The 26,430-nt window shown below is 53.8% G+C and carries 21 protein-coding genes and 1 other RNA gene; 14 read left to right on the top strand and 8 right to left on the bottom strand.

Translation table 11 applies throughout. The features are described 5' to 3' along the window. The first annotated feature begins 404 nt into the window (after positions 1 to 404). Positions 405 to 2,981, top strand: a complete 2,577-nt coding sequence (locus AYI87_RS10790; RefSeq protein WP_144201991.1) for a TonB-dependent receptor plug domain-containing protein — start codon at positions 405 to 407, stop codon at positions 2,979 to 2,981. A 112-nt stretch (positions 2,982 to 3,093) separates the two neighbouring features. On the opposite strand, the gene AYI87_RS10785 is transcribed toward AYI87_RS10790, so the two are convergent. Then, positions 3,094 to 3,633, bottom strand: coding sequence for a thioredoxin family protein (locus tag AYI87_RS10785; protein ID WP_186300606.1), 540 nt, complete (start codon positions 3,631 to 3,633; stop codon positions 3,094 to 3,096). Between the two features lie 381 nt (positions 3,634 to 4,014). Here AYI87_RS10785 and ppk1 point away from each other — a divergent pair, with 381 nt between their 5' ends. From ppk1 to AYI87_RS10765, 4 genes are all read left to right on the top strand, one after another. Next, on the top strand, positions 4,015 to 6,150 hold the full coding sequence (gene ppk1, locus AYI87_RS10780) for a polyphosphate kinase 1 (protein ID WP_144201987.1): 2,136 nt from the start codon (positions 4,015 to 4,017) through the stop codon (positions 6,148 to 6,150). Between the two features lie 56 nt (positions 6,151 to 6,206). Beyond that, entirely contained in the window at positions 6,207 to 7,715 is a 1,509-nt protein-coding gene (locus AYI87_RS10775) for a Ppx/GppA phosphatase family protein (RefSeq protein WP_260865130.1), read from the top strand. A gap of 146 nt (positions 7,716 to 7,861) precedes the next feature. Beyond that, positions 7,862 to 9,493, top strand: a complete 1,632-nt coding sequence (locus AYI87_RS10770; protein WP_260865123.1) for a S10 family peptidase — start codon at positions 7,862 to 7,864, stop codon at positions 9,491 to 9,493. Between the two features lie 21 nt (positions 9,494 to 9,514). Then, positions 9,515 to 10,129 (top strand): LysE family translocator, encoded by a 615-nt coding sequence (locus tag AYI87_RS10765; protein WP_144201984.1) that lies wholly within the window; start codon positions 9,515 to 9,517, stop codon positions 10,127 to 10,129. A gap of 109 nt (positions 10,130 to 10,238) precedes the next feature. Here the strand turns inward: AYI87_RS10765 and AYI87_RS10760 are convergent, their stop codons facing one another. Continuing rightward, positions 10,239 to 10,556: a DUF3144 domain-containing protein gene (locus AYI87_RS10760; protein WP_011866871.1), complete on the bottom strand. Its 318-nt coding sequence runs from the start codon at positions 10,554 to 10,556 to the stop codon at positions 10,239 to 10,241. A gap of 119 nt (positions 10,557 to 10,675) precedes the next feature. Beyond that, positions 10,676 to 11,212 carry a type II secretion system protein gene (locus AYI87_RS10755; RefSeq protein ID WP_144201982.1) on the bottom strand — a complete coding sequence of 179 codons (537 nt, stop codon included), beginning with the start codon at positions 11,210 to 11,212 and terminating at the stop codon, positions 10,676 to 10,678. 128 nt (positions 11,213 to 11,340) lie between these two features. Here AYI87_RS10755 and ung point away from each other — a divergent pair, with 128 nt between their 5' ends. Continuing rightward, on the top strand, positions 11,341 to 12,009 hold the full coding sequence (ung, locus tag AYI87_RS10750; RefSeq protein WP_144201980.1) for a uracil-DNA glycosylase: 669 nt from the start codon (positions 11,341 to 11,343) through the stop codon (positions 12,007 to 12,009). A gap of 181 nt (positions 12,010 to 12,190) precedes the next feature. Continuing rightward, on the top strand, positions 12,191 to 12,784 hold the full coding sequence (locus tag AYI87_RS10745; RefSeq protein ID WP_144201978.1) for a hypothetical protein: 594 nt from the start codon (positions 12,191 to 12,193) through the stop codon (positions 12,782 to 12,784). Positions 12,785 to 12,799: 15 nt separating this feature from the next. On the opposite strand, the gene AYI87_RS10740 is transcribed toward AYI87_RS10745, so the two are convergent. Continuing rightward, entirely contained in the window at positions 12,800 to 13,294 is a 495-nt protein-coding gene (locus tag AYI87_RS10740) for a copper resistance protein NlpE (protein ID WP_144201976.1), read from the bottom strand. Positions 13,295 to 13,648: 354 nt separating this feature from the next. Here AYI87_RS10740 and AYI87_RS10735 point away from each other — a divergent pair, with 354 nt between their 5' ends. After that, positions 13,649 to 14,479, top strand: a complete 831-nt coding sequence (locus AYI87_RS10735) for a substrate-binding periplasmic protein (RefSeq protein WP_186300605.1) — start codon at positions 13,649 to 13,651, stop codon at positions 14,477 to 14,479. 18 nt (positions 14,480 to 14,497) lie between these two features. Here AYI87_RS10735 and AYI87_RS10730 read toward each other — a convergent pair whose 3' ends face one another. From AYI87_RS10730 to AYI87_RS10720, 3 genes are all read right to left on the bottom strand, one after another. Then, positions 14,498 to 15,109, bottom strand: a complete 612-nt coding sequence (locus AYI87_RS10730; protein WP_144201972.1) for a 5-formyltetrahydrofolate cyclo-ligase — start codon at positions 15,107 to 15,109, stop codon at positions 14,498 to 14,500. 767 nt (positions 15,110 to 15,876) lie between these two features. Further along, positions 15,877 to 16,057, bottom strand: a non-coding RNA gene (ssrS, locus tag AYI87_RS10725) — 6S RNA. A gap of 77 nt (positions 16,058 to 16,134) precedes the next feature. Then, on the bottom strand, positions 16,135 to 16,443 hold the full coding sequence (locus AYI87_RS10720; protein WP_144201970.1) for a cell division protein ZapA: 309 nt from the start codon (positions 16,441 to 16,443) through the stop codon (positions 16,135 to 16,137). Positions 16,444 to 16,726: 283 nt separating this feature from the next. Here AYI87_RS10720 and AYI87_RS10715 point away from each other — a divergent pair, with 283 nt between their 5' ends. From AYI87_RS10715 to gcvP, 6 genes are all read left to right on the top strand, one after another. Next, a complete protein-coding gene (locus AYI87_RS10715) occupies positions 16,727 to 17,299 on the top strand; it encodes a UPF0149 family protein (protein WP_144201968.1) in 573 nt (190 codons plus the stop codon). 60 nt (positions 17,300 to 17,359) lie between these two features. Further along, entirely contained in the window at positions 17,360 to 18,601 is a 1,242-nt protein-coding gene (gene ubiH, locus AYI87_RS10710) for a 2-octaprenyl-6-methoxyphenyl hydroxylase (RefSeq protein ID WP_144201966.1), read from the top strand. Positions 18,602 to 18,612: 11 nt separating this feature from the next. Then, the gene (locus AYI87_RS10705; RefSeq protein WP_144201964.1) at positions 18,613 to 19,821 is read left to right on the top strand and encodes an FAD-dependent oxidoreductase; all 1,209 of its coding nucleotides are present in this window, start codon (positions 18,613 to 18,615) and stop codon (positions 19,819 to 19,821) included. Between the two features lie 475 nt (positions 19,822 to 20,296). After that, positions 20,297 to 21,391, top strand: a complete 1,095-nt coding sequence (gcvT, locus tag AYI87_RS10700; protein ID WP_144201962.1) for a glycine cleavage system aminomethyltransferase GcvT — start codon at positions 20,297 to 20,299, stop codon at positions 21,389 to 21,391. A 193-nt stretch (positions 21,392 to 21,584) separates the two neighbouring features. After that, entirely contained in the window at positions 21,585 to 21,974 is a 390-nt protein-coding gene (gene gcvH / locus AYI87_RS10695) for a glycine cleavage system protein GcvH (RefSeq protein ID WP_011866859.1), read from the top strand. Positions 21,975 to 22,142: 168 nt separating this feature from the next. Further along, the gene (gene gcvP / locus AYI87_RS10690; RefSeq protein ID WP_144201960.1) at positions 22,143 to 25,031 is read left to right on the top strand and encodes an aminomethyl-transferring glycine dehydrogenase; all 2,889 of its coding nucleotides are present in this window, start codon (positions 22,143 to 22,145) and stop codon (positions 25,029 to 25,031) included. 420 nt (positions 25,032 to 25,451) lie between these two features. On the opposite strand, the gene AYI87_RS10685 is transcribed toward gcvP, so the two are convergent. Beyond that, a complete protein-coding gene (locus AYI87_RS10685; RefSeq protein WP_144201958.1) occupies positions 25,452 to 26,396 on the bottom strand; it encodes a hypothetical protein in 945 nt (314 codons plus the stop codon). Positions 26,397 to 26,430 lie beyond the last annotated feature (34 nt).

The raw sequence follows: 26,430 nt of genomic DNA, 5'->3' as shown, positions 1-26,430 counted from the left end.
CATCAAGCCTTTCCACGATATTTCGCTAATCTATCCTGGTTGCTCTGGCACTATTGCTAGATCGCCTGTCTAGAAGACCACTTTGCTATCTCCTTAGAGGTAGATGTTAATCACCGGTTAACGTTTTTTGCATCTTTTGAATATTTGCTTTAATCGAAACTGTTTGAGCTTTAATGATTAATCTTTTTGGAGTTTTATCGTGAACGCCACGTATTTGTTCGATTTTTAGTCTGCCAGTGTCTCCTGCTCTCGTCTAAATTAGACCAATTAGTATTAGCAATTATTTTTTGTTTGTTATAAAAGTGTAAATGAAATGTATTCATTTCACTCTGGGGTATGCCTGTGGTGGTTCGTGTGAGAAAGGCGCGAATGATGGCGAAATATAAAAAAACTATGCGGGAAAAATGATGACAACACATAAAAATAAAGGTTTCGGCGTGAGTGCGCTGAGTTTTGCCATCTCATTGGCATTGACAGGGTCGTTAGCGAGTACACAGGCATTTGCCGATGATCAGCAGGCAGAAGCGTCTCAGAATATTGAAAAAATTGCCGTGGTGGGAACACGTTCTGCGCCACGCTCTATCGGCGATTCGCCGGTACCTATCGATATCATCAGCAGCGATGATCTGAAGAAGAATGGTTCTACCGACATGATCGACATGCTGGTCACCACTGTGCCATCTTTCAACTCTCGTGCCCAGCCCATCAGTGATGCGGCAACCCTGATCCGTCCGGTCAACCTACGTGGTCTGCCGTCAGACAGCACCCTGGTATTGGTCAACGGCAAACGTCGTCACCGCGCCTCGGTGATCGCCTTCCAGGGCGGTGGCATCAACGATGGCGCCCAGGGCCCGGATATCTCGGTCATTCCGAGTGCGGCGCTGAAACAAGTTGAGGTGCTGCGTGATGGTGCAGCGGCGCAATATGGTTCAGATGCCATTGCCGGTGTGATGAACTTTGTGCTCAAAGATGATGCCGAAGGCGGCTCTATCACGGTCGGCCAAGGCGAATACTATGAGGGTGACGGTGCCACCACCACTATCGATGCCAACGTGGGACTCCCTCTGTCTGACGCTGGTTTCGTTAACCTTAGCCTGCAATACAAGAATGCCGATGCCACCAGCCGCAGCATGCAGCGTCCGGATGCTGCCAACCTGATTGAGCAGGGCAACACCTTCGTCCAAGACCCTGCCCAGATTTGGGGTAACCCAGAGATCAAGGATGACTACAGCTTCTTCCTTAACTCTGGCTACGATATCAACGACAATGCGCGCCTATATGCCTTCGGTAACCTCTCTTCGCGCGATGTGGTCGGTGGTTTCTACTATCGTAACCCCCACAACCGCGGCAACGTCTACTCGTTAGATGGCGGTGAAACCCTGTTGGTGGGTGCGGTCAATGGCGATCCTTCGACCTGTGCCGTGGTGCCAATTCCAAAGAATGCAGATGGTAGCGACGGTAACGTGCTCGAGACTGATGCCTACAAGGCGATGCTGGCCGATCCTAACTGTTTCGCCATGAACCAGTTGCGTCCGGGCGGTTATACGCCGCAGTTTGCCGGTACAGTGGAAGACAGCTCTTTCTTCGCCGGCGTTAAAGGCGAGCTCGGTGCCTGGAACTATGATTTCAGCGCCGGTATGGGTAACAACAAGTCGACCTTCAGCCTGAAGAATTCGCTTAACCCGTCACTGGGCTTAGACACACCCACCGACTTTGAAACTGGTGCCTATGAGCAGGCCGAGACCACAGTTAACCTGGACTTCTCGCGCATGCTCACCCTGGGCAGCGTCGAAGATATCAGCTTCGCCACAGGTTTCGAGTGGCGTGAAGAGTCGTTCGAGATCACTCAGGGCGAGGAAGCCTCTTGGATTGCTGGCCCATACGCCGACCAGGGCTTCAACATCGGCTCTCACGGCTTTAAGGGTTTCGGCCCAGAGTCTGCTGGCAAGAACTCACGTAACAACATAGGCGTCTATGCCGACATGGAAGCCTATCTGGGCGAGCGCTGGTTGCTTGGCGCCGCGCTGCGTTACGAGGACTTCTCTACCTTCGGTGATACCCTGAACTACAAGCTGACCGCTCAGTTCACGGCTACCGACGATCTCTCTTTCCGCGCGTCACACAGCACAGGTTTCCGTGCGCCGACCGTGGGTCAGGAGAACGTGGTTAACACTCAGACCTCCATCGTTAATGGTGACCTGATCCAGACCTTTATCGCGCCGCCAACCGATCCGCTGTCGGCCTTCTATGGCGGTAAGGTGCTTAAGCCTGAGGAGTCTGTCAGTTACGCCCTCGGCGCCGTGTTCGAGCATGAAAACCTCTTCGTGACTCTGGATTACTACAATATAGAGGTGACAGGTCGTATCGCGCAGTCGAGCCAGATCGAGGTTGAGGCGAAAGACTATGACGCGCTGCGCGCCGCCGGTGTCGAGTTCCCAGAGCTGATCTCTGCGGTGACTTATTACACCAACGACTTCGATACCACGACTCAGGGTATCGATCTGGTGGCCTCATACGACACTCAGCTGTTGTCGGGCGATACCAAGTTCAGCCTGGCCTATGGCTGGACTGATACCAGCGTCGACAAGTACAACCCAAATACCACAGATGAGGGTAAGGTGCGTCGTCTAGAAGATGGTATTCCGGCTCACCGTGCGACCTTGACCTGGGCACAGTCTTGGGACAGATTCAGCATGTCGCTGCGTGGTAACTACTTCGGTGAGTACTATGCGACTCACGCCGACGACACCTCGGATTGGGGCTCAGAGATGGCCGATGCTGCGGTGACCGTGGATCTGGAGCTAAGCTATCAGTTCCTCGATAGCTTGACCGTCTCTATCGGTGCCAACAACCTGTTCGATCAGGAAGCGCAGAAGCTGAAAGACGGTACCCGTGGTGAGCTAGGTGCGATCTACTATGAGAGTGGCCCGTTCGATTACAACGGTGGCTACTACTATGGTCGCGTGAACTACCGCTTCTAATCTCGGCGTCCTAGGCGTTAGTGATTAAAATCACCAGGCGCTAGCAATTGAAATGATAAGAAGGCTGCTTTGCAGCCTTCTTTTTTTGCTTTTGTTTGAGTCTGGCTGGCAACTAGCCGCGCGGAGGCAGGGCGCTGAGCAGGTCATCGATTGACAGCACTCTTGGCAGGACTAAGCCATCGGGGTGAGCCTGACTGTAGACGATATTAAAGGGCACGCCATAGGCCTGATACTGAGCCAGATAGGCCTCTATCCTGGCATCGCTCTGGGTGAGATCGCCGCGCATTAGCACCATATCCTTATCCTTTAGCCGCTCAACCACCACGGCCTGATGCAGCACCCTATCTTTGTTGGCCTTACAGATGTTGCACCAGTCGGCGCTGACATCCACAAACACCGTCTTGCCCTGGGCCAGTTGCCCTGGGATAGCATTTGGACTTAGCGACTGCCACACCAGCTGCTTGTAGGCATCATCGCCGGCCTTGGGGGCAATAAAGTAACTCACGGCGCCGTTTATTAGCGCAAACACCAGCAGCACAGCCAAGACACCCGTTGGGATCTGGCTGCCCTTGAGCTTCCTGTAGCTGAGCCAGACAAATAGCCCGAGTAGCAGGCTTAAGGTGAGGGCGCTGACCAGTAAGATGTTGTTCATTGTGATGCCTGGTGTCCTATGGTTTGTGATGAGTGGTTGATGATGGGTTTTGCCTAGGTTCGCTAGGTATATAGGCCCACTTGCTATTCGGGCACAGCTTGCTATCTGGGTGTAGCAGGGTATTTGCCGCGCCATCATGATACCCCTTCTGACTCTATGCAAGCGTCCTAAGTTCAAAAGCTTATCTCGACCGCGGTGGCGCCTAGCCGCCTGAGCGCTTGTCATAAATATGACATCCCACTGAAGTAATCTGCTGCTAATGGAAATTCTTTTTAAGCCCTGCCAATAGCTTGCCGCTGGTACTAATCGCCTCGCGCTGGCCTGTGGCGTGGCAAAGATGCAATGAAGCCGCCGTTTCCCTGCGCTCAAAGGAGTAGTCGAGTGTCTCCCAATTCCGACAAGATGTTTATCGACAAGGAACTGTCCTGGTTGTCGTTTAATGAACGCGTGTTGCAAGAAGCCTGCGACAGCGAGGTACCGCTGGTAGAGCGGGTGCGTTTTCTGGGGATATTTTCCAGCAACATGGATGAGTTCTTCAGGGTCAGGGTCGCCCAGGTGCGCCGCAGCATCATGCTGTCGAGCCTGCAAGATGGCCGCAGCAATAGCCGTCACCTGATGGCCAAAATCCAGACCCGGGTGCTGGCATTGCAGGAGCGCTTCGACAGCATCTACACCGAGTTGATGCGCGAGCTTATTCGCCGCAACATACTGCTGATCAATGAGGGGCAGCTGAGCGATTTTCACAGCCAGTGGCTAAGGGTCTATTTTCGCGACCACCTCAAGCGTCATATCGCGCCGCTTATTATCGGCAATCACAGATCTATGGTGAAACACCTCACCGACAACGCCACCTACCTGGCGGTGTGTCTGCACAGCAAGGACAGGCGCCAATATGCCCTGGTGGAGGTGCCTACCAAGAACGTGCCCCGTTTCGTCGAGCTGCCAACCGGCAAGCCTAAGAGTAAGAAGTATCTGATCTTATTGGATAACATCATACGTCACTGCCTGGACGACCTGCTCTCGCCCTTCTTCGAGTATGAGTCTATCGATGCCTATTCGATGAAGCTGACCCGCGACGCTGAGTTCGATATTGCCGACGAGTTGGATCAGAGCCAGCTGGAGAAGATGACCCGCGGCCTCAAGCAGCGCCTCACCGCCGAGCCGGTGCGCCTGGTGTATGACAGACAGATGCCTGAGCATATGCTGGCGATGATCAAGGAGCAGTTGGGGATCAGCTCCACCGAGTGTCTGGTGCCCGGTGGGCGTTACCACAGCTTCAAGGACTTCATCGCTTTCCCCAACCCTGGGCGCAAGTATCTGGAGAATGCCAAGCTCCCGGCCCTGGACAGCGCGGGTTTCCAGCGTTGCAGCAATAGTTTCGATGCCATCGCCCGCGGCGACATCATGCTCAACTATCCCTACCATAAGTTCTCTCACTTTACCGAGATGGTGCGTCAGGCGGCCTACGACCCGGCGGTGAAGTTTATCAAGATCAACCTCTACCGGGTGGCCAAGAAGTCGCGGGTGATGCACTCGCTGATGGATGCGGTGAAGAACGGCAAGCAGGTGACCGCGGTGATCGAGCTCAGGGCGCGCTTCGACGAGGAGCACAACATAGAATGGACCCGGATCCTGGCCGAGGCCGGGGTCAAGGTGCATCATGGTATCCCTAGCCTTAAGGTGCACTCTAAGCTGTGTTTAATTGGCCGGGAAGAGCAGGGCGAGACCCGCCTCTACTGTCATATCGGCTCGGGTAACTTCAACGAGGGCACCGCCAAGGTCTACACGGATCTGTCGCTGTTTACCGCCAATCAGGAGATAGCGCGCGAGGTGGAGCAGGTGTTCGATCTGATTGAGCATCCATATCGGCGCGACAACTTCCAGCACCTGCTGGTCAGCCCCTTCGATGCCAGGCAGAAGCTGACGGCGCTTATCGATCGTGAGATCCTTAATGCCCGCTGTGGCGGCAAGGCGGCCATCACCCTCAAGCTCAACAACCTGGTGGACGAGCAGCTGATCAACAAGCTATATGAGGCCTCTATGGCCGGGGTCGGCGTTAAGCTGATCATTCGCGGCATGTGTTCATTGGTGCCGCAGATCCCGGGGATCAGCGATAACATTCAGGTGATCAGCATAGTGGATCGCTTCCTGGAGCACTCTCGCGTCATGGTATTCCACGCCGGTGGTGAGAATCTGGTGTTCCTCTGCTCCGCCGACTGGATGAGCCGCAACATCGACAGTCGCATCGAGGTGAGTACCCCCATCTATGATCCTGATCTAAAGCAGATGATCATCGACATACTGCAGCTGCAGCTGGGGGACAATACCAAGGCGAGGATCATCAACCGAGATCAGAGCAACCCCTATCGCGGCCGCGGCAATAAGCGTAAGGTAAGATCTCAAATCGCCATACATCAATATCTTAGCCAGTATGAGAAACAGGCCAAGGCACGCATCAAAGCCGAAGAGACATCGAGCGAGCCTAAGCCCAATTACCCATTGCTGGCCGCTAGCTAGCCCCTATTGGAGGAACTTTGGCCCTAGTCACACAACGCCATTTTGTCGCTATCGACATGGGCTCAAATAGTTTTCATCTCATGATTGCCAGGGAGCAGGACGGCAGTCTGCAGATCCTCCACAGAGAGAAGGAGCAGGTCCGTCTGGCTCAGGGGCTCAACGCCGAGGGCTATCTGTCGGACGAGGCGATGGCCCGCGGCCTGGAATGTCTGAGAAACTTCGGTCAGCGCTTTTCCGACCTCCTTGAGACCCAGATCCGTCTGGTGGCGACCCATACTCTGAGAGTCGCCAAGAACCGTGACAAGTTTCTCAAGGCCGCGCTGAAGATCATCCCCTTTCCCATCGAGGTGATCTCCGGCCACGAAGAGGCCAGGCTTATCTATTCGGGTATCGCCCAGAGTCAGGTGCTGGCGCGCAATAATCTGGTGATCGATATCGGCGGCGGCTCCACCGAGGTGGTGATTGGCGAGAAACACCTGCCGGTGAAACTCTCCAGCCTGCGCTGCGGCTGCGTCAGCTTTAACGAGCGCTTCTTCGAAGATGGCACATTGACCTCGGCGGCCTTTCGCGCCGCCCAGGCCGCTGCCGACAGGCAGTTCTCCTCGCTTTCCAAGGAATATTTCGAGGCCGACTGGGAGCTGGTGCTGGGCAGCTCTGGTTCGGTCAAGGCGATCTGCGAGGCCTTGGCGGAACTGTCAAGGCGGGAGAGGCTAGCCGGTGAAGGTGCCAGCGAAGACACACAAGAGAGCGATATCGAACCCGGCCACTATGCCCCAGTGACCCTGAGTCAGCTCAAACGCCTCAAGCGCTTGCTGATTGAGGCGGGTCATGTGGACAGGCTGGATTTTGCCAATATCGACCGCAAGCGCATCATACTGGTGCCGGCGGGGCTGGCTATTCTGCTCAGCTTCTTTCGCCGCCTGGAGATCCAGCAGCTTAGCTTTACCCCCGCGGCCCTGCGCGAAGGCGTGCTCTACGAGCTGGCGCAGATAGGTCAGTATCATGATGTGCGCCATCGCACCGTAGACAGTATCGCTCAGCTCTATCATGTAGATATGGCTCAAGGCGCCAGGGTGTGTAAAAGCGCCATGGCGCTGTTCGAGTCGGTGGCCGATGCCTGGGAGATCCGTCCCCAGGCGAGGCTGCTGGCCTATGCCGCGACCCTGCATGAGATCGGCATACACATCAACTCCCGCTCTCACCATAAGCATGGCGGCTATATCATAGCCAACAGCGAACTGCCGGGCTTTAGCCAGGATCTGCAGCAGGATTTGGCGCTGCTTATCGGCAATCAGCGCAAGAAGCCGCAGTTCGAGCAGCTCAACGCCCTGCCAGATGGAAGGCGCCAACTGATGGTGCGCTTGTTGTGTCTGCTGCGCCTCGCCATCCTGGTCAATCTCGGCCGGGTCGCCCAGAGCCTGCGCCTAAGCTGCGCGCCGCTGGACACCAACGAGCTGGCGCTGCTGCCCGAGCAAAGCGCGCGGGTGGACCTGCTGCTTAAGGATCTCAAGCGTGAGAAGAAGCATATGCGCGAGCTGGGCCTTAGCCTGCGGCTGGAGAGCTAAGCGGGGCACAACAAGGGCCGCCGATTCGCTGGCGGCTCTTCACCGATTCGTGAAAAATTTGTTTGCAATTGATGCTTTGCGACGCTTTGGGATTCTTTGTAAGCTGACCGGCCCAAATCGACAATAACAATAATAGGACGCGCTCCATGGCTGATATTTTTACGCGGCGACACTCAGGTCAAAACTATTCTAGTCAAGACCACTTGAGTCAAAATCCACTCAATCATCTGACTCGACCACTATCGAGACTCAAGCTCTCCAAGCAATTGTTGGGCGCGGCTGGCCTGTCGCTGCTGCTTCTGAGCCTTCCCGGTCAGGCGGCTCAGGAAAAATCTAACGGCAAGCCTGCCAAGACAGAGGCACAGGCGCCAGAGGCCAAGGTCTATCAAACCACTGGTCAGGTGAAGATCAATGGCGAGCGGGTGCACTATGAGACCATCGCCTCGGAAACCATCTTAGAAGATGACAAGGATAAGCCGCTGGCCAGCATCTTCTCGGTCACCTATCTGCGCACCAAGATTGAATCAGGTCAGCCACGCCCGGTGACCTTCGTGTTTAACGGCGGGCCCGGCTCGGCCTCGCTCTGGCTGCACATGGGGCTGTTTGGGCCTAAGCGTGTGGTGGTGTCTGGTGATGCCAAGGACGATGGCGCCGCGCCTTATCGCTTAGTGGATAACGAATTTTCCATGCTGGATAAGTCGGATCTGGTGTTTATCGATCCCGTGGGCACAGGCTTTAGCCGCGCCCTGGGTGAACACAAGGGCCAGGACTTCTGGGGGGTGAAAGAGGATGCTCAGTCGATTGCCGAGTTTATTCGCCGCTGGCTGATTGAACATGGCCGCTGGAACTCGCCCAAGTATATCGCCGGTGAGAGTTATGGCACCACCCGCGCCGCCGCATTGGTCGACGAGCTGCAATCAGGCTGGACAGATATTTCGGTCAATGGCGTCATGCTGATCTCATCCATTCTCGATTTTAGCCATGCCCGCTATCAGCCCGGCAACAATCAGCCTTACATCGGCTTCCTGCCGACCATGGCGGCCACCGCCTTCTACCATGACAGGGTTGCTGCGGCCGATAAGGCGATGGGGCTGAGCGCCTTCGTCGAGGCGGCGCGCCAGTTTGCGATCAACGATTACGCCCTGGCGCTGCTTAAGGGCAGTCGTCTGCCCCAAGCTCAATACCAGGCGGTGCGCCAGCAGCTGGCACGCTTTACCGGACTGACAGAGAACTACCTGGACAGGGTGAATCTGAGAGTCAGTGCCAGTCGCTACACCAAGCAGCTGCTTAGGGATGAAGATCGCACCGTTGGCCGTTTGGATAGCCGTTATCTGGGCGTAGACTATGACAGCGGCGGCGAGCGCACCGATGCCGACCCATCTGGCTATGGCATAGATGGCGCCTATACTGCCGCGATTCACCAATATCTGTATCAGGATCTGGGGGTGAAGATCACCCGCCCCTTTAATGTGCTCTCGGTCGATGTTAACCGTGGCTGGAACTGGAACATCAGCGGCAAGCAGATGCACTATGTTAATGTCGCCCCCTATCTCGGTCGCGCCCAGCGTGAGAACAAGGATTTCAGAATCTTGGTGGCCAATGGTTACTATGATTTTGCCACCCCCTTCTTCGCTACTGAGAACACCCTGGCCGATAACGGCATAGACAATAGCCGCGTGGAGATGCACTACTACGAGGCGGGCCATATGATGTATATTGAGCCCTCGTCGCTAAAGGCGCTGGCTAAGGATATTCGCCAGTTCTATCAGGCGGACTAATCAGGACAGCGAGGAGATAAGATGAGTTTTAGTGCGTGGCTGGGGCTGTTGGCCATCTGTTGTTTGGGCGCCATGTCGCCCGGGCCGAGTCTGGCCATGGTGGTGCGTCATACCCTGGGCGGTGGCCGGGCCAACGGCATCGTCTGCGCCTGGGCGCACTCTATCGGCATTGGTATCTACGCCCTGGTGACCCTGCTGGGACTGGCGGTGCTGCTTAAGCAGGCGCCACTGGTGTTCAATGGCATAGCGATCCTCGGCGCCCTCTATCTCGCCTATATCGGCGTGCAGGCGCTGCGCTCTAAAGGTGGCATGTCGGACAAGCTGGCGGCGGGGAAGTCGACAGACTGGTTGACGGCGGCCCGCGACGGCATCGCCATCTCGCTGTTTAACCCTAAGATCATGCTGTTCTTCCTGGCGCTCTTCAGTCAGTTTGTGATGGTGGCCGACGAGCTGTGGGGCAAGTCGCTTATCGTGTTGACGCCGCTGGTGGTCGATGGCCTCTGGTATACCCTGATCGCATTCTTGCTGTCGCACAAATCCGTACTGCCTAAGCTAAGGGAGAAGGCGGCGCTGATCGATAAACTCTCTGGCGTGGTGTTGATTCTGCTGGCGGTGCGGGTGCTGGTGACCCTCTAGCTTGAATAGGCTGTGCTTAATCTGCATAAGCTTTTGAAGAATTTATAAAAATGCGGCTAAGGAATATTCCTTAGCCGCATTGTTTTATCTGGCTATGTCGATTAGCCGACTAGCCGTTAAAGACCTGAACGGCGTCATCTTTGGCTGGCTCTTGCTGAGCCGATGGTGGATTGTCGATATGATCGTCTAGGTTATCATTCAACATATCCTTGTATTCTTTGGTAAACCACTCCAGTGCGTTGGCTTTTTCGGCCTTAAGGTCGGCAGATTTGAGCGCGGCTTCGAAGGCGTTAAAGCGGGCGGCGGCGAAACGCAGGGCGGTGCCTACCTTGGCGATATCCTGCTCCTCGGCGCTAAGCTCGTTGGCTAAGGCGATAAACTTGTCGGCTAACTGAAAAATAGTGGTTTCTTTTTGCTGTTCTGACATGCGCATGCTCACAGGTAGGTCAATAGTATGCTGGCATAGTAACGTAAATTAGCCGTTAATGAAGCATAGATTTAGAGGTAATGGGATCTGTATCGCCAATCCCTATGCGCGCTGTAGGGTTAACTGGCGGGATCGCTGTCGACCAGCACCCGGCCATCCCGTGAGTCATAGTAGATGCTGAGGTTTTGATTGTCGCTCAGGTTGTAGCGACACTGGTTCACGCTGATATAGTTGGCCTTATAATCTGTGCTCGTCTGGGCATCGCTGCGTGAGACGCCGGGCTCGTCGCCCTGAAATACTGTCTCCCACACCGAGATGCAATCTTCTACGTTGTCCAGCTGGGGTGAGGCCTCGTTATCGGTAAAGTAGTGCTGCGCCGGCCAGCCATTGGCGTTAAAATCCATCTCACCGGCTTCATCGTCACCGAAGGTCTTGAGGTTTTCCGCTGGGCCTGAGCCGACTCGGACTGCCCAGACGGCGCGGGCCATATCGATGCCGGACTTGAAAGCGCCGCCAGTAGCCTTAACGCTGGCGACTTGAGCGTCCTGGGAGAGATTGATAAATTTTGGCAGGGCGGTCACCGCCAGGATCCCCAGCACTATGATAACGACCACGAGTTCGATAAGGGTAAAACCGCGTTTATGCGCCAAGGACATCGTCAAACCTCTTGGATATGCAGAGACTACTCTCGGTAAGCTTTTGGCGATTTACTCTGTATGAGCTCGATTACGCCGTAAATATCACTCGATTCTAAGTTTTTTTGAAAAAATATAAAGAGATAGCTATGACAGAGATCAGCCAATGGCAAGATTTTATCGACCAGGAAGCCAAGCAGGCCTACTTTGGCCAGTTGCAGGCTTTCGTGCAAGGTGAGCGCGATGCCGGTAAGGCGATCTATCCCCAAGAGGGGCAGGTGTTTAGCGCCTTCGAGCTGACGCCGCTGGATAAGGTGAGGGTGGTGTTGATTGGTCAAGACCCTTATCACGGCGAAGGCCAGGCGCACGGTCTCTGCTTCTCGGTGCAGCCCGGGGTGAAGGTGCCGCCATCTTTGGTGAACATGTATAAGGAGCTGGCCAGCGATATCGATGGCTTTGTGATCCCAGACCATGGTTATCTGGCCAAGTGGGCAGAGCAGGGGGTCTTGATGCTCAATACTGTGCTTACGGTAGAACAGGGCAAGGCGCACTCTCATGCCAAGGCGGGGTGGGAGACCTTTACCGACAACGCTTTAAGGCTGCTTAATGGGCAGGAGCGCCCGATTATTTTCGTTCTGTGGGGCGGTCACGCCATAAAGAAGAGCAAGCTTATCGAGGCGGACCAGCACCATCTGGTGAGCGGCCCCCACCCTTCACCGCTCTCTGCCTACCGCGGTTTCTTTGGCTGTAAACACTTCTCAAAAATCAATGAGTTGTTAATGGCATCTGGTGAGACACCTATCGACTGGCAGGTATAAAATTCAGACAAAGCTGCTACAAAATCATACTTGCCGTACCATGAAAAGCTAATTATATTGATAGAGAAGTGTAACGTAACTGTTAATGGCTTGGGTGGGATACCCTTAATGACATAAACAGGTTACAGCGGCTTGGGTAGGTAGCTGCCTTCCAGGCAAGGCTTTCAAGGCGGACAGGAATATGGATATTAGAGCTAAGCGAGGAACGCTTGTTCGTTGGAACCAGGAGCAGAGGGTAGGTTTCATCGCCCCGGACGACGGATCGGACGAACTCAGAATTTTTGGCATCAATTTACTCCCCTATGAACACATGCCCAAAGAGGGTGAATCTGTGGTGTATCGCCAGTGGAAAGACTCGCTGCGCGGCACTAAGGTCACCAAGGGCGAGATAGATCTGGGTAATCCCATCACCTTGACCTCGCCTTTCGAGTCACATGATAAGTTTGACAGCGAAGATGCCATCAGCTGGCGCGTCAAGGTGGGTTTGGTGGCCCTGGCGATTGCCTTTGGTAATCTGCTCTATCTGTTTATGGTCAACTATGATTACTCGGCCGATGTGGATATCAAACCACCTGAGGGACTGTTCCCCCCAGGGTCTGAGTATTACGTGGGTAAGCAGGAGCTACAAGATGTGGTCTTTAGCTGCGATGCCCGCCAGCAGTGTCTGCAGATGACCTCCTGTCAGGAGGCCAAATACTTCGCCAACCATTGCCCCGGATTTGAGGTCAATGTGGGCGACACTCCCTGCGTTAATCTCTGGTGTAAATCAAATTAAGTCTGACAGGCAATATCAATTGGCTTTCAACAGTTGATATTGCTGGGCCAGCGCTCCCTTAATTCGCTCCCCCTTATCGTCCAGCATAAAGAGAATATTCTCGCCCACCTGAAGCTTCATGCCTCTGGCTTTGCTATCTAGGGTGATCTTGCTGCCCATCTCATTCCAGCTAAACTGCCCCTCGAGGACGACATCGGTTGCCTGGTTTTGCTCACCAAGGTTTTGCTTGCCAAGATACTGCTGAGTGAGTTGATAGCTGTTGTCACCATTAAGCTTGAGGCTTATGTTGATTCCCTGACAGTCGGCGCAGGGCAGGGTGCCCTTATAAAGCCCTGGCCAATCCAGCGCGTTACGGCTGGTATCGCCAAGGGGCATAGTCTGAGCGGCTTGAGTCTCTGACGCTTGTGAGGCCGGCACTTTTGTCTGAGGTTCGGGGGCCTGACTGGTTTGTTGGGCGCAGGCGCCGAGGGCAAGCAGAACAAGGGGGAGGAGTCGCGCGCTAATCTTCATTGTTTCATCCTTTAATGGTGAAGCGCCTGGCGGTTAATGGTGAAGAGCCTAGTGGCTTAGAAACCTTTGGCCGCCAGTGCAAAAAGTCTCTGCACACTTTAGCCCGTAAACCTTGGGCTTTCAAAGTGAACCGAGTGGATAGCCTGATTAATTTGCTGAGTTAGCTTGAGTTTGCCGTCTCTCGAGTTGGACCGCATCACGAGCGGGGAAAAACTAGACTAAAATGTGAACTATCCATCTGTTAATCCTTATGAAACCTAAACTATGCCCAGTACATTTACTCTCTGTGATACGAGCGACTTTGGCTACTCGTGCCGAATAATGCCCTGTACCGGCTTGGGTGTGGCTCGTCGTTTGAGTTTGGCATTTGCACTGATGTTGGCGACGGTTTTTTCTGTCTGCTGCTCAGCCGATAATGGCGGCGCAATATCTGGCCAAGTGGCAGTTGCATCGATAAAGAAGCCAATCGACAAACTTTCTCTGGTGAGCGTGTCTAACGATTATCCCCCTTTTTATTCGACGAATCTGCCATCGCAGGGGGTTATCTATCATCTGGCTCAGGCGGTGTTTCAACACGCGGGGTATCCCCTGGCTCACCGTTATTATCCTTTTGCCCGCGCCAAGGCCATTATGAAAAAGGGGGGCGCAGATGTGATTTTGGGGGTCTGGTATCGTCCTTCGAGGGAGGAGTGGATAGCCTTTTCTACGCCGTTACTCTCGGTCAATGTTGTGCTCTATAAACGGGTGGATTCACAGATAGACTTTAATACCATGGCCGATCTTCGTCAGTATCGTATCGGTATTGGCCGGGGCTATGCCAATCCAGAGGCATTTCAAAATGCAACATTAAAAACTGAAGCCGCCAGTTCAGATGCGGTGAACCTAAGGAAACTGCTGGCCGGGCGGGTGGATCTGGTGCTGATCTGTGAGGATGTCGCCCGCTACCTCATCGAACGTCCCGGCAGCGAATATCGTGGCAAGCTGGAGCCAGTGGGAGACCCTTTGAGCGTGGAGCTGTTTCATATCGGGGTGGCCAAGCATCTTCCTAATGCCCAGAAGATTTTAGCCGACTTTAACCAGAGCCTGGCTGAGCTGCATCGCAGCGGCGAGCTGTCCAAGATACTGGCCAGCCATGGTTTCGAGCACAACGCCTATTGGCAGCAAAAGTCGCAGAGCAGCCAATAGTCGCTTGCCAATTTTACCTTAACTTGTGTGAGTAGCCGATGGAGTCACTATCATGGGCAGGGGCACATCCCAATGCTCGGTGGGCAGTGATTCGACTCGCTGGCAATCATGGGCATAGCCAATGGGGTAGGGTTTACCCCTAAGCTGCCAGTCGCTCAGGCAGCGGTCATAATAGCCGCCGCCCATCCCCATACGATTGCCCTGCTCATCGAAGGCCACCAGGGGGGTAATGATCACATCCAGATGCTGGGGCAAGATCATCTCTGTGATGTTGAGCTTGGGTTCCCAGATCTTGAGGCGATTCTGGATCAGGTGGCTGGTGGGATGGTACTTAAAAAACAGCAGGTTGCCCCGTGAGAAGGGGTGAAGGCGCGGCAAATAGACATTTACGCCCGCCTGCCACAGGGTTTCAATCAGCGGCTGGGTATCCAGCTCGCCATCACTGGTTAGATAAAGCGCCACATGTTTGGCCTGACGCTGATTAATCTCCGCCATCAGCCTGCTGGCCGCCTCCTGGGCAAATTGCTTCTGGGTCTGCTCGGGGATCGCCCGTCTCGCGCTGCGGATCTGATTTCTAACCGCCTGACGATTTTCTTGATTGGCGGCGCTCGGCGTTAAGGCTGGTTTCAATGTCGCTACTCCAGTGAAGGCAGTTATACCAATCGTAGTAAATAACTGATCATGCTAGCTTGTTAAAACGCCCGATAACGGCGTTATTATTTTTGATTGTAGAATAACTACTTATCGAAAAGTTTTGCCTTGTTCTCGACCGTTTTTCCTGTGCTACTTCTGATCACTTACTTACCGTGATTGGTATTATCGAGTTTGCTTTGATGTGGGCAGTCTATCTCTGTTGTCATTACACTTTCAACTGCTCGGCAATTTAGCTAACGAGCTGGCGCGAGTTTGATGAGGTGATAAAAAAGCCAGAAGGCTATCTTTTCTACTGGCTTCTTAATTTGAGTTGCACCCCAAGATGCCGTTATCTGTGTAGCTCTTGAACCCATAATGGATTCGAGGCGGGCAGTTTGCGTGGGATATAAAAAGGCTGGAAAGTGACCTTTTCAGATCAATGCCTTCCAGCCTTATCGCTTTTTAGCGAGAGGTTTGAATTGCTCCCCAAGATGTCGTTACCGGCGTAGCTCTTGAACCCATAATGGATTCGAGGCGGGCTGTTTGCTTGGGATATAAAAAAGGCCGAAAGGTTATCTTTTCAGATCAATACCTTCCAGCCCTCTAGCTTTACCAACCTTCATTTATAAAGCATTTAATTGAATTGCTCCCAAAGATGCCGTTATCTGTGTAGCCCTTGAACCCATAATGGTTTCGAGGCGGGCTGTTTGCTTGGGATATAAAAAAGCCAGAAGATGGTGGACCTTCTGGCTTCTCAATTTGAATTGCTCCCCAAGATGCCGTTACCGGTGTAGCCCTTGAACCGTAGGTTCAAGGCGGGTAAATGATCAAATCCTAAGGCTTCTCGGTTCGCGCCGAGCTTGCGCAATGTCATCAAAACATTCACCCTGAGTTTGTAAATATCGGCACAGGGACATAACCGACTCACGCACACCACAGGGAGCAAAATTGTTGCGTATCGACCTTATCGGTCGGGCAGCGATATTCGCGATAAATCGCTTCACCTCACGCGTAATTACAGTTTAATCGCCTTTTGTGGCGCGCTCAACCAGCGCACTCTCTAAGGTCGACTGCAGCAGACCGATCTTGTCATCCATCTGCTTAATATAATCTTGATTCTTCTTCTGTTCTTCCAACAATTCGTAGCCAATATTTAGTGCCGCCATGATGGCAATTTCTTCCCGGCTAAGGTTATTGGTTCGAGCACGCAGGGAACTCAGCTGCTTTTCCAGCTTGTCGGCCACATGGCGCAAGGCATCTTCCTGTCCTATCGGACAAGCGATGGAGTAGGTGCGGCCCAATAAGCTAATTTCGATAGCATGGCTACTCATTTGCGATGTAGATCCTTTTATCCTGTCGTTGAGCGGACTATATCGGGCTGCCCTGGAAAGTGCAATAACACTGGGGCCTTAATAACGCTTTGTTAGATTAAATGTTGTTTAGATAACCAATAGCTTAGCACTGAACGCTTTGCCCTGGATGAATTGTGCGCAGTTACTGGGCCTGGCCATAGTTATCCATGGCCTAACTTGGTGGTAGAACAATGCTTTTGGCTTGGTCGCGCAGGCCAGATCTGCTAGCATGTCCTGAGTGAAATTATGATTGGAACACCTTATGGCAACCCCTCCCTCTTTACGCATCGAAATTCTGTTCGCCGAGCTCAATGCCGCCGATATCGCCCAACATCCCGTTGAAGTCCATGGTTCCCTGGTGGGCCTTATCTGCGGTGGCGTGGGTCAGGCCAAGAGCGAGTGGATCAAGCCACTGCTCGAGCTGATCAACGATGGTCAGTTGCCGCCGCCTTCTCTGGTGCAGCTGCTCGAAGAGCTCTATCAAGACACTCTGGCGCGCATCACTGACGCCGATTTCGGCTTCACACCTATGGCGCCGGAAGAGGAGGAGACCCTGAGCAAGCGCGTTGAGGCGCTCTCTCTCTGGGTGCAGAGCTTCCTGACGGGCATCGCCATGGCGCAGCCTAAGCTCAATCGCGCCTCGAGCGACGTAAAAGAGGTGATTAAAGATCTCGCCGAGATCGCTCAGGTGGAGTTCGATGTGGCCGAAGATGAAGAGTCCGAGGCGGCCTACATAGAGCTGATGGAGTTTGCCCGCATGGCGGCGCTACTCTGTTACGCCGAATTTGGCCCCGAGCCGAGTGAGATCAAAGATCAAGACCCCATGATTCATTAATATTGTCTGCATTTATCGGGGCGAGCAGATTTAACTGCTTGCCACAGAAAGAGAAAGTGAATGACCACTTCGTCTGACCCTAAGCAGTTTGATATCGCCATCGTTGGCGGCGCCATGGCCGGTGCCACCCTGGCCTTGGGCCTGGCCAACCTGGCACAGAAACGCCAGCAGCTGCTGCGTATCGCCCTTATCGAGGCCAATCGTCCCGGCGACGGTCATCCGGGTTTCGACGCCCGCTCCATCGCCATCGCCCAGGGCTCCATCTTTGAGCTGACCCGTCTCGGCATCTGGCCTAAGCTGGCCCACCTGGGTACGGCTATCGAGAATATCCATGTCTCGGATCGCGGCCATTTCGGCATGACCACACTCAACGCCAAAGATTTTCATCTGCCCTATCTTGGGCAGGTGGTGGAGCTTGAACGTGTCGGTGCCAAGCTATTTAGCCTGCTGGAGCTGCAGGATGTCAGCCTGTTTTGTCCCGCCAAGGTGGCCAGTATTGTCGCCGGCGTCGATGCCCAGCAATTGATGCTAGACGATGGCACGGCCCTCAGCGCCAAGCTGGTGGTGGCCGCCGACGGTCTAAATTCTAAGGTCAGACAAGACTTTAAGCTGCCGCTGGAGCAGGTGGACTTTGAGCAGGTAGCCGTGGTGGCCAACGTGCTCACCGACAAGCCCCATCAAGAGTGGGCCTATGAGCGTTTCACCGACAGCGGCCCGCTGGCCATTCTGCCCATGGCCAACGTGGATGGGCAGTCCAGAGTCTCCCTGGTATGGGCCCTGGCGCCAGAGCATGCCGAGCTGATGCTGGGCGCCGAAAAACCTGCGTTTTTAGATGCGCTGCAAGATGCCTTTGGCCACCGCGCCGGACGTTTTATCGATGTGGGCGAGCGTTACGCTTATCCGCTTAAGCTCTCTTACATGGCGCGCCCCATCTATCAGCGCACCGTATTTATCGGCAACGCGGCGCAGACGCTGCACCCCATCGCCGGTCAGGGCTTTAACCTGGGGCTGAGGGATCTCGTCTGTCTGCTTGAGGTGATCGACGAGGCGCTCGAACGCGGCGAGGATATCGGCGGCGCCAAGCTGACCCATGAATACCTTAGCCGTCGCCAGCAAGACCGTGACACCACCATCACCAATGTCGAATTCTTAGTGCGCGGCTTCTCGAATCAGCACTGGCCTCTGGTGGCCGGTCGTAACCTGGGGCTGCGTCTGCTCTCCTGGTGTCCGCCGCTCAAGACGCCCATTGCCCGCAAAGCCATGGGATGGAAATCGCCTCAATCAGCCAGCCAACTTGGATAAAGGATCGCTATATGTTCAGTACACAAACCTATGACGTTGCCATCATCGGCGGAGGCATGGTAGGGCTGGCAACCGCCATCGGCTTGGGGCAGGCAGGGCTGAGAGTCGTGGTGATCGATGCCGGCGAAACCCAGGCGGTATCCGGTGAGGCCAGGCTAAGAGTCAGCGCCATCAACAAGGCGAGTCAGCGATTACTTACCCATCTGGGTGCCTGGGCCTATATCGACGAGTCTCGCGTCGGGCCCTATCAGAAGATGGCGGTGTGGGATAAGGATAGCTTGGGCAAGATAGGTTTCGATGCTCATTCGATCAGTGAGCAGACCTTGGGCAGCATCATAGAAAATGACAACATCAGCCATGCCTTGGCGACCCGTGCCGGTGAGCTAAGTGAGATTACTCACCTGGAAAATCATCGCTTGGAAAAGATAGCCTTTGGCGAGCGTGAGGCCTGGCTGACTTTGGATAACGGCGACAACCTGTCGGCGGCGCTGGTGATTGGTGCCGATGGTGCCAACTCCTGGGTGCGCGAGCAGTGCAAGATCCCTATGACCTTCTGGGACTATGGCCATCATGCCATTGTCGCCTCGATCCGCACCGAGCTACCGCACAATGCCACCGCCAGACAGGTGTTCTTAAGCGATGGCCCACTGGCGTTTCTGCCGCTGTTTGAGCCAAATCTCTGCTCTATCGTCTGGTCGGTGCCACCAGCCAAGGCGCAGGCGCTACTGGAGGGCGACAAGGTGCAGTTCGAGCGCAGCCTGACCGCCGCCTTCGACGGTAAGCTGGGGATGTGCACGCTGGAGAGTGAGCCGCAGGCCTTCCCGCTGCGGATGCGTTATGCCCGTCACTTTGCTCGTCACCGCCTGGTGCTTGCCGGGGATGCGGCCCACACCATACACCCACTGGCAGGTCAGGGGGTGAACCTGGGCTTCTTAGACGCCGCGGCCATTATCGAGACCCTGAGCGAACTCAAGGCCAAGGGCAAGGATATCGGCGATTATGCCAATCTACGTCCGTTAGAGCGTTGGCGTAAGGCGGACGCGCTGGAGATGATCGCGGCGATGGAGGGCTTCAAGCGGCTGTTCGAAGGTAGCAATCCGGTGAAAAAAGCCCTGCGGGATCTGGGGCTCAACCTGGTGGATAACCTTTCTCCTGTGAAAACACTGTTTATGCAACAGGCTATGGGTAACAAAACCCGCTTGCCTGAGTTGTGTAAATAAGCTCGGGAAAAATGCGGCACCTTATCATTTTGTTTTTAAATACAAGTGGTTGACATCATTTGATTTGATATACGGATTCTCATGTAAAAAAACTACATTTTAAACATGAGAAAAAGTAATGGGAAAATGGTTCGGATTAGAAAATTCTCTTGTATACAAAACTGTGACGCAAGGTATAATTTCGCCGCATTTTGATACCAAGCGCGTATCTTAAAACAGAATTTGTTGATGCATCTTATTCGACGCAATTGATGCAAAAACTCATCTTTGCAATCACATCCTGGCCCTACGTACCCTAGGTTCAGGTGTGTCAGTTCGAGACGGTTCACCATGACCGTCTGCTTCGCTACCGCCTATTGATGACAAGATAGTGCTTGACCGACCCTTTCGGCCTTTGCCCCATTTCATCAATCATGCCCTAGCGCTGAGGCACCGCCAGGTAAGACCCGAAAAGGGCAAAAAAGAAGAGATAATAATGGCTAATAAAACTGTACTCTTTAACAAGCACCTAGAAGCTAACGCCAAAATGGTCGACTTTCACGGTTGGGACATGCCGCTAAACTACGGCTCTCAAATCGAAGAACACCATGTTGTGCGTCAAGACGCAGGTATGTTTGACGTGTCTCACATGACAGTAGTTGATGTTACGGGTGCTGAGGCCTGTGATTTTCTTCGTAAGCTACTGGCCAACGACGTCGCCAAACTCAAGGTGCCGGGTAAGGCACTCTACGGTGGCATGTTAGACCACAATGCAGGCGTTATCGACGACCTGATCACCTATTATCTCAGCGACACCCATTACCGTATCGTAGTGAACTCGGCCACTCGCGAGAAAGACCTCGCCTGGATCACCGAGCAAGTTAAAGGCTATGACGTGACTGTCACTGAGCGTCCTGAGCTGGCGATGATCGCCGTTCAAGGTCCTAACGCTAAGGCGAAAGCGGCGGCGGTATTTACCGACGAGCAAAACGCAGCGGTTGAAGGCATGAAGCCTTTCTTCGGTGTGCAGTCTGGCTCTCTCTTCATCGCAACCACAGGTTACACAGGCGAAGCCGGTTACGAGATCATCGTACCCGAGGCTGAAGCCGAAGCTCTGTGGCAAGCCCTGCTAGATAATGGCGTTAAGCCATGTGGCCTGGGCGCCCGCGACACCCTACGTTTAGAAGCAGGTATGAACCTGTACGGCCAAGATATGGACGAGAGCGTTAACCCGCTGGCGGCCAACATGGGCTGGACCATCGCCTGGGAACCTGAAGACCGTGACTTCATCGGCCGCGAAGCGCTAGCCGCCATCAAAGCCGCTGGTACAGATAAGCTAGTTGGCCTGGTGATGGAAGCTAAGGGCGTACTGCGCACCGGCATGCCAGTCTTCTTCACCGACGCAGAAGGCGTTGAGCAGCAGGGCGCTATCACCAGCGGCACCTTCTCTCCGACCTTAGGCTACTCAATCGCCATGGCCCGCGTGCCTAATTCTGTTGGCGATGTCGCAGAAGTAGAGATGCGTAAGAAGCGCGTCCCTGTTAAAGTGATCGCACCTAGCTTCGTGCGCAACGGTAAGCAGGCTTTCTAACTGTTTGATAAGGGTTATCCCTGTTTAGCCGTCAGGCTGCCAAAAGGGCAATAGCGGGGCCGGGTTGCTCTACCTAAGCAACTCGGACCAAAGCTGCTAAAATATCGGCTGACCCAGTCGAATGACAGGCGCTTGAGTGGTTATACAGTCTTAGTTTTTAAAATTTAGCACTACGGAACAAGGAACAAAAATAATGAGCAATATTCCGACTGAATTGAAATACGCTTCTTCACACGAATGGATCCGCAGAGAAGAAGACGGTTCATACACTGTTGGTATCAGTGAGCACGCCCAAGAGCTACTAGGCGACATGGTTTTCGTTGAGCTGCCAGAAGTTGGCGACAGCGTTAGCGCCGGTGATGACTGCGCGGTAGCCGAGTCGGTTAAAGCCGCTTCAGACATCTACGCACCCGTTTCAGGTGAAGTGGTAGCGGTTAACGAAGCGCTAGAAGATTCTCCTGAGCTGGTTAACAGCGACGCATACGGTGATGGCTGGTTCTTCCGCATCATGCCAAGCGACCTGAGCGAACTAGACAATTTGCTTGATGCCGAAGGCTATCAAGCGGTTATCGACGAAGAGTAATTGTCGATGCCTACGAAGCCCCATATCGCAAAGAGATGGGGCTTCGTTCGTTATAAGCCCACGCAATATGCAGGCCGGTAACGAGAAGTAGAACCACATCAAACAACGAGACCGGTAACACCAGCCCCCTACAGCTAGGATACTGGCAAATATGGAACTAGGTTAATCATGACCACTGAAACCCTCACTCAGTTAGAGCAGCACGAACTATTTATCCGTCGTCATATCGGCCCGGACAGCGCAGATCAGCAAGAGATGCTGAACTTCGTTGGTGCAGAATCTTTAGAAGATTTGACACAGCAGATAGTCCCTGAGTCGATTCGTCTTGGACGCGATCTTGCCGTTGGCAGCGCCTGTGGCGAAGCCGAAGGCCTTGCCTCAATTCGCAAGTACGCGGATAAGAACAAGGTGTTCAAGAGCTACATCGGCATGGGTTACTACGGCACTATAGTGCCAAGCGTGATTCAGCGTAACGTATTCGAAAATCCAGGTTGGTACACGGCGTACACCCCATACCAGCCTGAGATCGCCCAGGGCCGTCTGGAAGCCATCCTTAACTTCCAACAGGTGTCGATGGATCTTACCGGTCTTGACCTGGCTTCAGCCTCTTTACTGGACGAAGCCACTGCAGCGGCCGAAGCCATGGCGCTGGCCAAGCGTGTCTCTAAGGCGAAGAAAGCCAACATCTTCTTCATCGCCGACGATGTGTTCCCACAGACTATCGACGTGGTGAAGACCCGCGCCGAATGTTTCGGTTTCGAAATCGTGGTTGGCCCAGCCAGCGAAGCGGTTAACTATGAGCTGTTTGGTGCCTTGTTCCAATACACCAACCACTATGGTCAAATCACCGACTTCACCGAGCTGTTTGCCGCGCTGCAAGAGAAGAAAGCCGTCGTGACCGTTGCCGCCGACATCATGTCGCTGGTATCGCTCAAGTCGCCTGGTTCAATGGGCGCCGACGTCGTCTTCGGTAGCGCCCAGCGTTTCGGTGTACCAATGGGCTTTGGTGGTCCACATGCTGCCTTCTTCGTGACTCGCGATCAGCACAAGCGTTCACTACCAGGCCGTATTATCGGTGTGTCACAAGATACCCGTGGCAACCGCGCCCTGCGTATGGCGATGCAGACTCGTGAGCAGCATATCCGCCGCGAAAAGGCTAACTCAAACATCTGTACCGCACAGGTGTTACTGGCCAACATGGCCTCTTTCTACGCCGTATTCCATGGCCCACAAGGCCTGAAGATTATCGCCGACCGTATCCACCGTCTGGCCGACATCTTCGCCGCTGGCTTGAAGGCTAAAGGCGTTGAGCTGGTTAACAATACTTGGTTCGATACCGTTTCGTTCAAGGTAGCCGACAGCGCCGCCGTGCAGGCTCGCGCCATTGCCGGTGAAGTTAACCTGCGTATCGACAGCGACGGCATCTTAGGTGTCGCCATGGCTGAGACCACCACGCGTGAAGATGTGGCGCAGCTGTTTGATATCGTACTAGGCGAAGGTCATGGCCTAGATGTGGCGGCAATCGATGCCGACATCATCGCTAATGGCAGCAACTCAATTCCAGCCGAGCTGGTACGTCAAGACGCTATCCTTGAGCATCCAACCTTCAATCGCTATCACAGCGAAACTGAGATGATGCGTTACATCAAGCGTCTGGAAAACAAAGATTTAGCACTGAACCACTCGATGATCTCGCTAGGTTCTTGCACCATGAAGCTGAACGCGGCGACCGAGATGATGCCTGTGAGCTGGCCAGAATTTGGCAACATGCATCCTTTCTGCCCGCAAGATCAAGCCCAGGGTTATGCCGAGCTTATCGAGGAGCTGTCAAACTGGTTGGTCGACATCACAGGTTATGACGCCATGTGCATGCAGCCTAACTCGGGTGCATCGGGCGAATACGCCGGCCTGCTGGCTATCAAGAAGTACCACGAGTCTCGCGGCGAAGGTCACAGAAACGTCTGTCTGATCCCTCAGTCTGCCCACGGTACTAACCCAGCTTCAGCCCAGCTTGCTGGCATGAAGATCGTGGTTACCGCCTGTGATAAAGCCGGTAACGTGGACATGGAAGATCTTAAGGCTAAGGCTGCCGAAGTGGCCGAAAACCTCTCTTGCATCATGGTGACCTACCCATCGACTCACGGTGTGTACGAAGAGACCATCAGCGAGATCTGCGAAGTGATCCATCAGCACGGCGGTCAGGTATACCTGGACGGCGCCAACATGAACGCTCAGGTAGGTCTGACTTCACCAGGTTCAATCGGCGCAGACGTGTCGCACCTTAACCTGCACAAGACCTTCGCGATTCCACACGGCGGCGGCGGACCAGGTATGGGCCCTATCGGTGTTAAAGCACACCTTGCGCCATTCGTTGCCGGTCACGCCGTGGTTAAGCATGGTCGTGAGTCAGACAACAACGGTGCGGTATCGGCAGCGCCATACGGCAGCGCCAGCATCCTGCCTATCACCTGGATGTACATCAAGCTACTGGGTTACCAGGGCCTGAGACAATCTACTCAGATGGCGCTGCTAAACGCTAACTATGTGATGAAGAAGCTGTCTGCCCATTACCCTGTGCTCTACACAGGCCGTAATGACCGCGTAGCGCACGAATGTATTATCGACCTGCGTCCGCTTAAAGAAGCCTCTGGCGTTACCGAGATGGATATCGCTAAGCGTCTGAACGACTACGGTTTCCACGCGCCGACCATGAGCTTCCCGGTTGCCGGTACCCTGATGATCGAGCCGACAGAGTCTGAGTCTAAGGCTGAACTGGATCGCTTTATCGAAGCTATGGTTGCGATTCGCGGCGAGATCGCCAAGGTTGAAGCCGGTGAGTGGCCAGCGGATAACAACCCGCTGCACAACGCGCCGCACACCATGGCCGACATCATGGACAGCGAGTTCGACTCACGTCCATACAGCCGTGAAACGGCCGTGTTCCCAACGGCTGCGGTTAAGGCTAACAAGTTCTGGCCGACTGTGAATCGTATTGATGACGTGTACGGTGACCGTAATTTGATGTGTTCGTGTGCACCGATTGACGATTACAAATAATTGCTGCTTGGACTCGCTATTGCGTTGTTAAATCTCGGCTCCAGTGCTCATTTACTCAAGTAAACTGCGCGCTAGAGCCTTCGATTTGCCTAGCACTAGCTTCGTCAGCGACGCAATTATGGCGTAATTGGCTTCATCTGAAGCTTAGATATAAAAAAGCGAACCTAAGGTTCGCTTTTTTGTTGGCTGCTTGGACTCGCTACTGCGGCGTTGAATCTCAGCTTTCGTGCTCATTGACACAAGTCAACTCCGCGCTAAAGCCTTCGATTTGCCGCCGCGGAGCGGATTGTGCAAAGAGTGCTTCGACAGCGACGCAATTATGTGATCGACTAACTGATAAAAAAGCGAACCCTTGTGGTTCGCTTTTTTCATGCCTGTTAGAGCTGAAAAGCTTAACTTGGGCTGTTTGCGGTTGAGCCGTTATCGGTATTGATAGTCGCAGGTGACGACGTCTCGGCCCTGGGTTGTGGTGGTGCCGTCTGGTGCGAGTCGTGTCGTGGCGATTGTCCTGCGCCAGCACTGGTTCAGGCGGATTTGATTCATTACAAAGTGCTCGGCCCAAGGTCTGTTTTGATGAAAGACCTCATACTCGCTTTGGCTGAAGTTAATCAAGGGTAGTTGGTCTGCTAAGCTCAAGCCGTCTTCAGAGGTTTTTGTGCTTCTCAAGCCTTCTTCGATTGTCTCTGCGATTAACCAGGTTTTGCCTGTAAGCATGAGTTTGAGGTGCAGTGCTAAGCCATGTTCACCAAGGAGTTTGACGTAAACTATGGGTTGGTTTCCTTCGTTAATTTCGCTCTGAATGTCCGCTGCTAGCAGGCTGGATATCTCTGCCTTGCTTTGCGAGATACGGATAATCAGCGCTTCCATATCATCTTTTAGCTTCAAGTCCTTGGCGTTCACCAGATTAAGCTGAGGCAGGTCGGCGAGGTAACGGTTAAAGGCGAGAAATAGCTGCCCGGCGTGACGGTTCAGGCCGTCCATGGTGTCACAGTCGATATCACAATTGAGTGTCATGGTGGCGGAGAGGAATTTGACGGCGCTGATTTGCGGTGTGGCTTGTTCATCAATCCCGTTGCTAGCTAATGTGAGCTCGATTTCGCTCACCATATGAACCTCTTGCCCGCTCTCCAGCATGGCATCATTCTGATAGGTGAGGTTTGCCGTGTTATCGATCACGTCCGCTACACAGCTAGCTTCCATATGGGGATCCTGTAAGTAGGTATTTTCCAAGCAGGGGATGGCTAGGTTTGCCGCACCCTCTGACAGCCTTAAAACAAGCGTTAATATCAGTAATAAAGCCAATAATAAAGCCGGTAATAAAAACGGTAGAGGTATCCGGTTAAGCTGTGTCATTCCCTTTGACATACTTACTATCCATTTGATCTAAAAACATAACCTT

This window comes from Shewanella sp. KCT, from assembly GCF_007636505.1.
Lineage (GTDB): Bacteria > Pseudomonadota > Gammaproteobacteria > Enterobacterales > Shewanellaceae > Shewanella > Shewanella halotolerans.
Note: the sequence above shows the minus strand (reverse complement) of the source record. Positions and strands in the feature narration are given on the sequence as shown.

Coding starts and splice junctions, on each gene's coding strand:
- AYI87_RS10755 (WP_144201982.1), bottom strand. CDS start 11,212: ATGTCCTTGGCGCATAAACGCGGTTTTACCCTTATCGAACTCGTGGTC.
- AYI87_RS10685 (WP_144201958.1), bottom strand. CDS start 26,396: ATGTCAAAGGGAATGACACAGCTTAACCGGATACCTCTACCGTTTTTA.
- AYI87_RS10770 (WP_260865123.1), top strand. CDS start 7,862: ATGGCTGATATTTTTACGCGGCGACACTCAGGTCAAAACTATTCTAGT.
- AYI87_RS10765 (WP_144201984.1), top strand. CDS start 9,515: ATGAGTTTTAGTGCGTGGCTGGGGCTGTTGGCCATCTGTTGTTTGGGC.
- AYI87_RS10790 (WP_144201991.1), top strand. CDS start 405: ATGATGACAACACATAAAAATAAAGGTTTCGGCGTGAGTGCGCTGAGT.
- AYI87_RS10775 (WP_260865130.1), top strand. CDS start 6,207: ATGGGCTCAAATAGTTTTCATCTCATGATTGCCAGGGAGCAGGACGGC.
- gcvT (WP_144201962.1), top strand. CDS start 20,297: ATGGCTAATAAAACTGTACTCTTTAACAAGCACCTAGAAGCTAACGCC.
- AYI87_RS10705 (WP_144201964.1), top strand. CDS start 18,613: ATGTTCAGTACACAAACCTATGACGTTGCCATCATCGGCGGAGGCATG.
- AYI87_RS10745 (WP_144201978.1), top strand. CDS start 12,191: ATGGATATTAGAGCTAAGCGAGGAACGCTTGTTCGTTGGAACCAGGAG.
- ubiH (WP_144201966.1), top strand. CDS start 17,360: ATGACCACTTCGTCTGACCCTAAGCAGTTTGATATCGCCATCGTTGGC.
- gcvH (WP_011866859.1), top strand. CDS start 21,585: ATGAGCAATATTCCGACTGAATTGAAATACGCTTCTTCACACGAATGG.
- AYI87_RS10785 (WP_186300606.1), bottom strand. CDS start 3,633: ATGAACAACATCTTACTGGTCAGCGCCCTCACCTTAAGCCTGCTACTC.
- AYI87_RS10740 (WP_144201976.1), bottom strand. CDS start 13,294: ATGAAGATTAGCGCGCGACTCCTCCCCCTTGTTCTGCTTGCCCTCGGC.
- ung (WP_144201980.1), top strand. CDS start 11,341: ATGACAGAGATCAGCCAATGGCAAGATTTTATCGACCAGGAAGCCAAG.
- AYI87_RS10715 (WP_144201968.1), top strand. CDS start 16,727: ATGGCAACCCCTCCCTCTTTACGCATCGAAATTCTGTTCGCCGAGCTC.
- AYI87_RS10760 (WP_011866871.1), bottom strand. CDS start 10,556: ATGTCAGAACAGCAAAAAGAAACCACTATTTTTCAGTTAGCCGACAAG.
- gcvP (WP_144201960.1), top strand. CDS start 22,143: ATGACCACTGAAACCCTCACTCAGTTAGAGCAGCACGAACTATTTATC.
- AYI87_RS10720 (WP_144201970.1), bottom strand. CDS start 16,443: ATGAGTAGCCATGCTATCGAAATTAGCTTATTGGGCCGCACCTACTCC.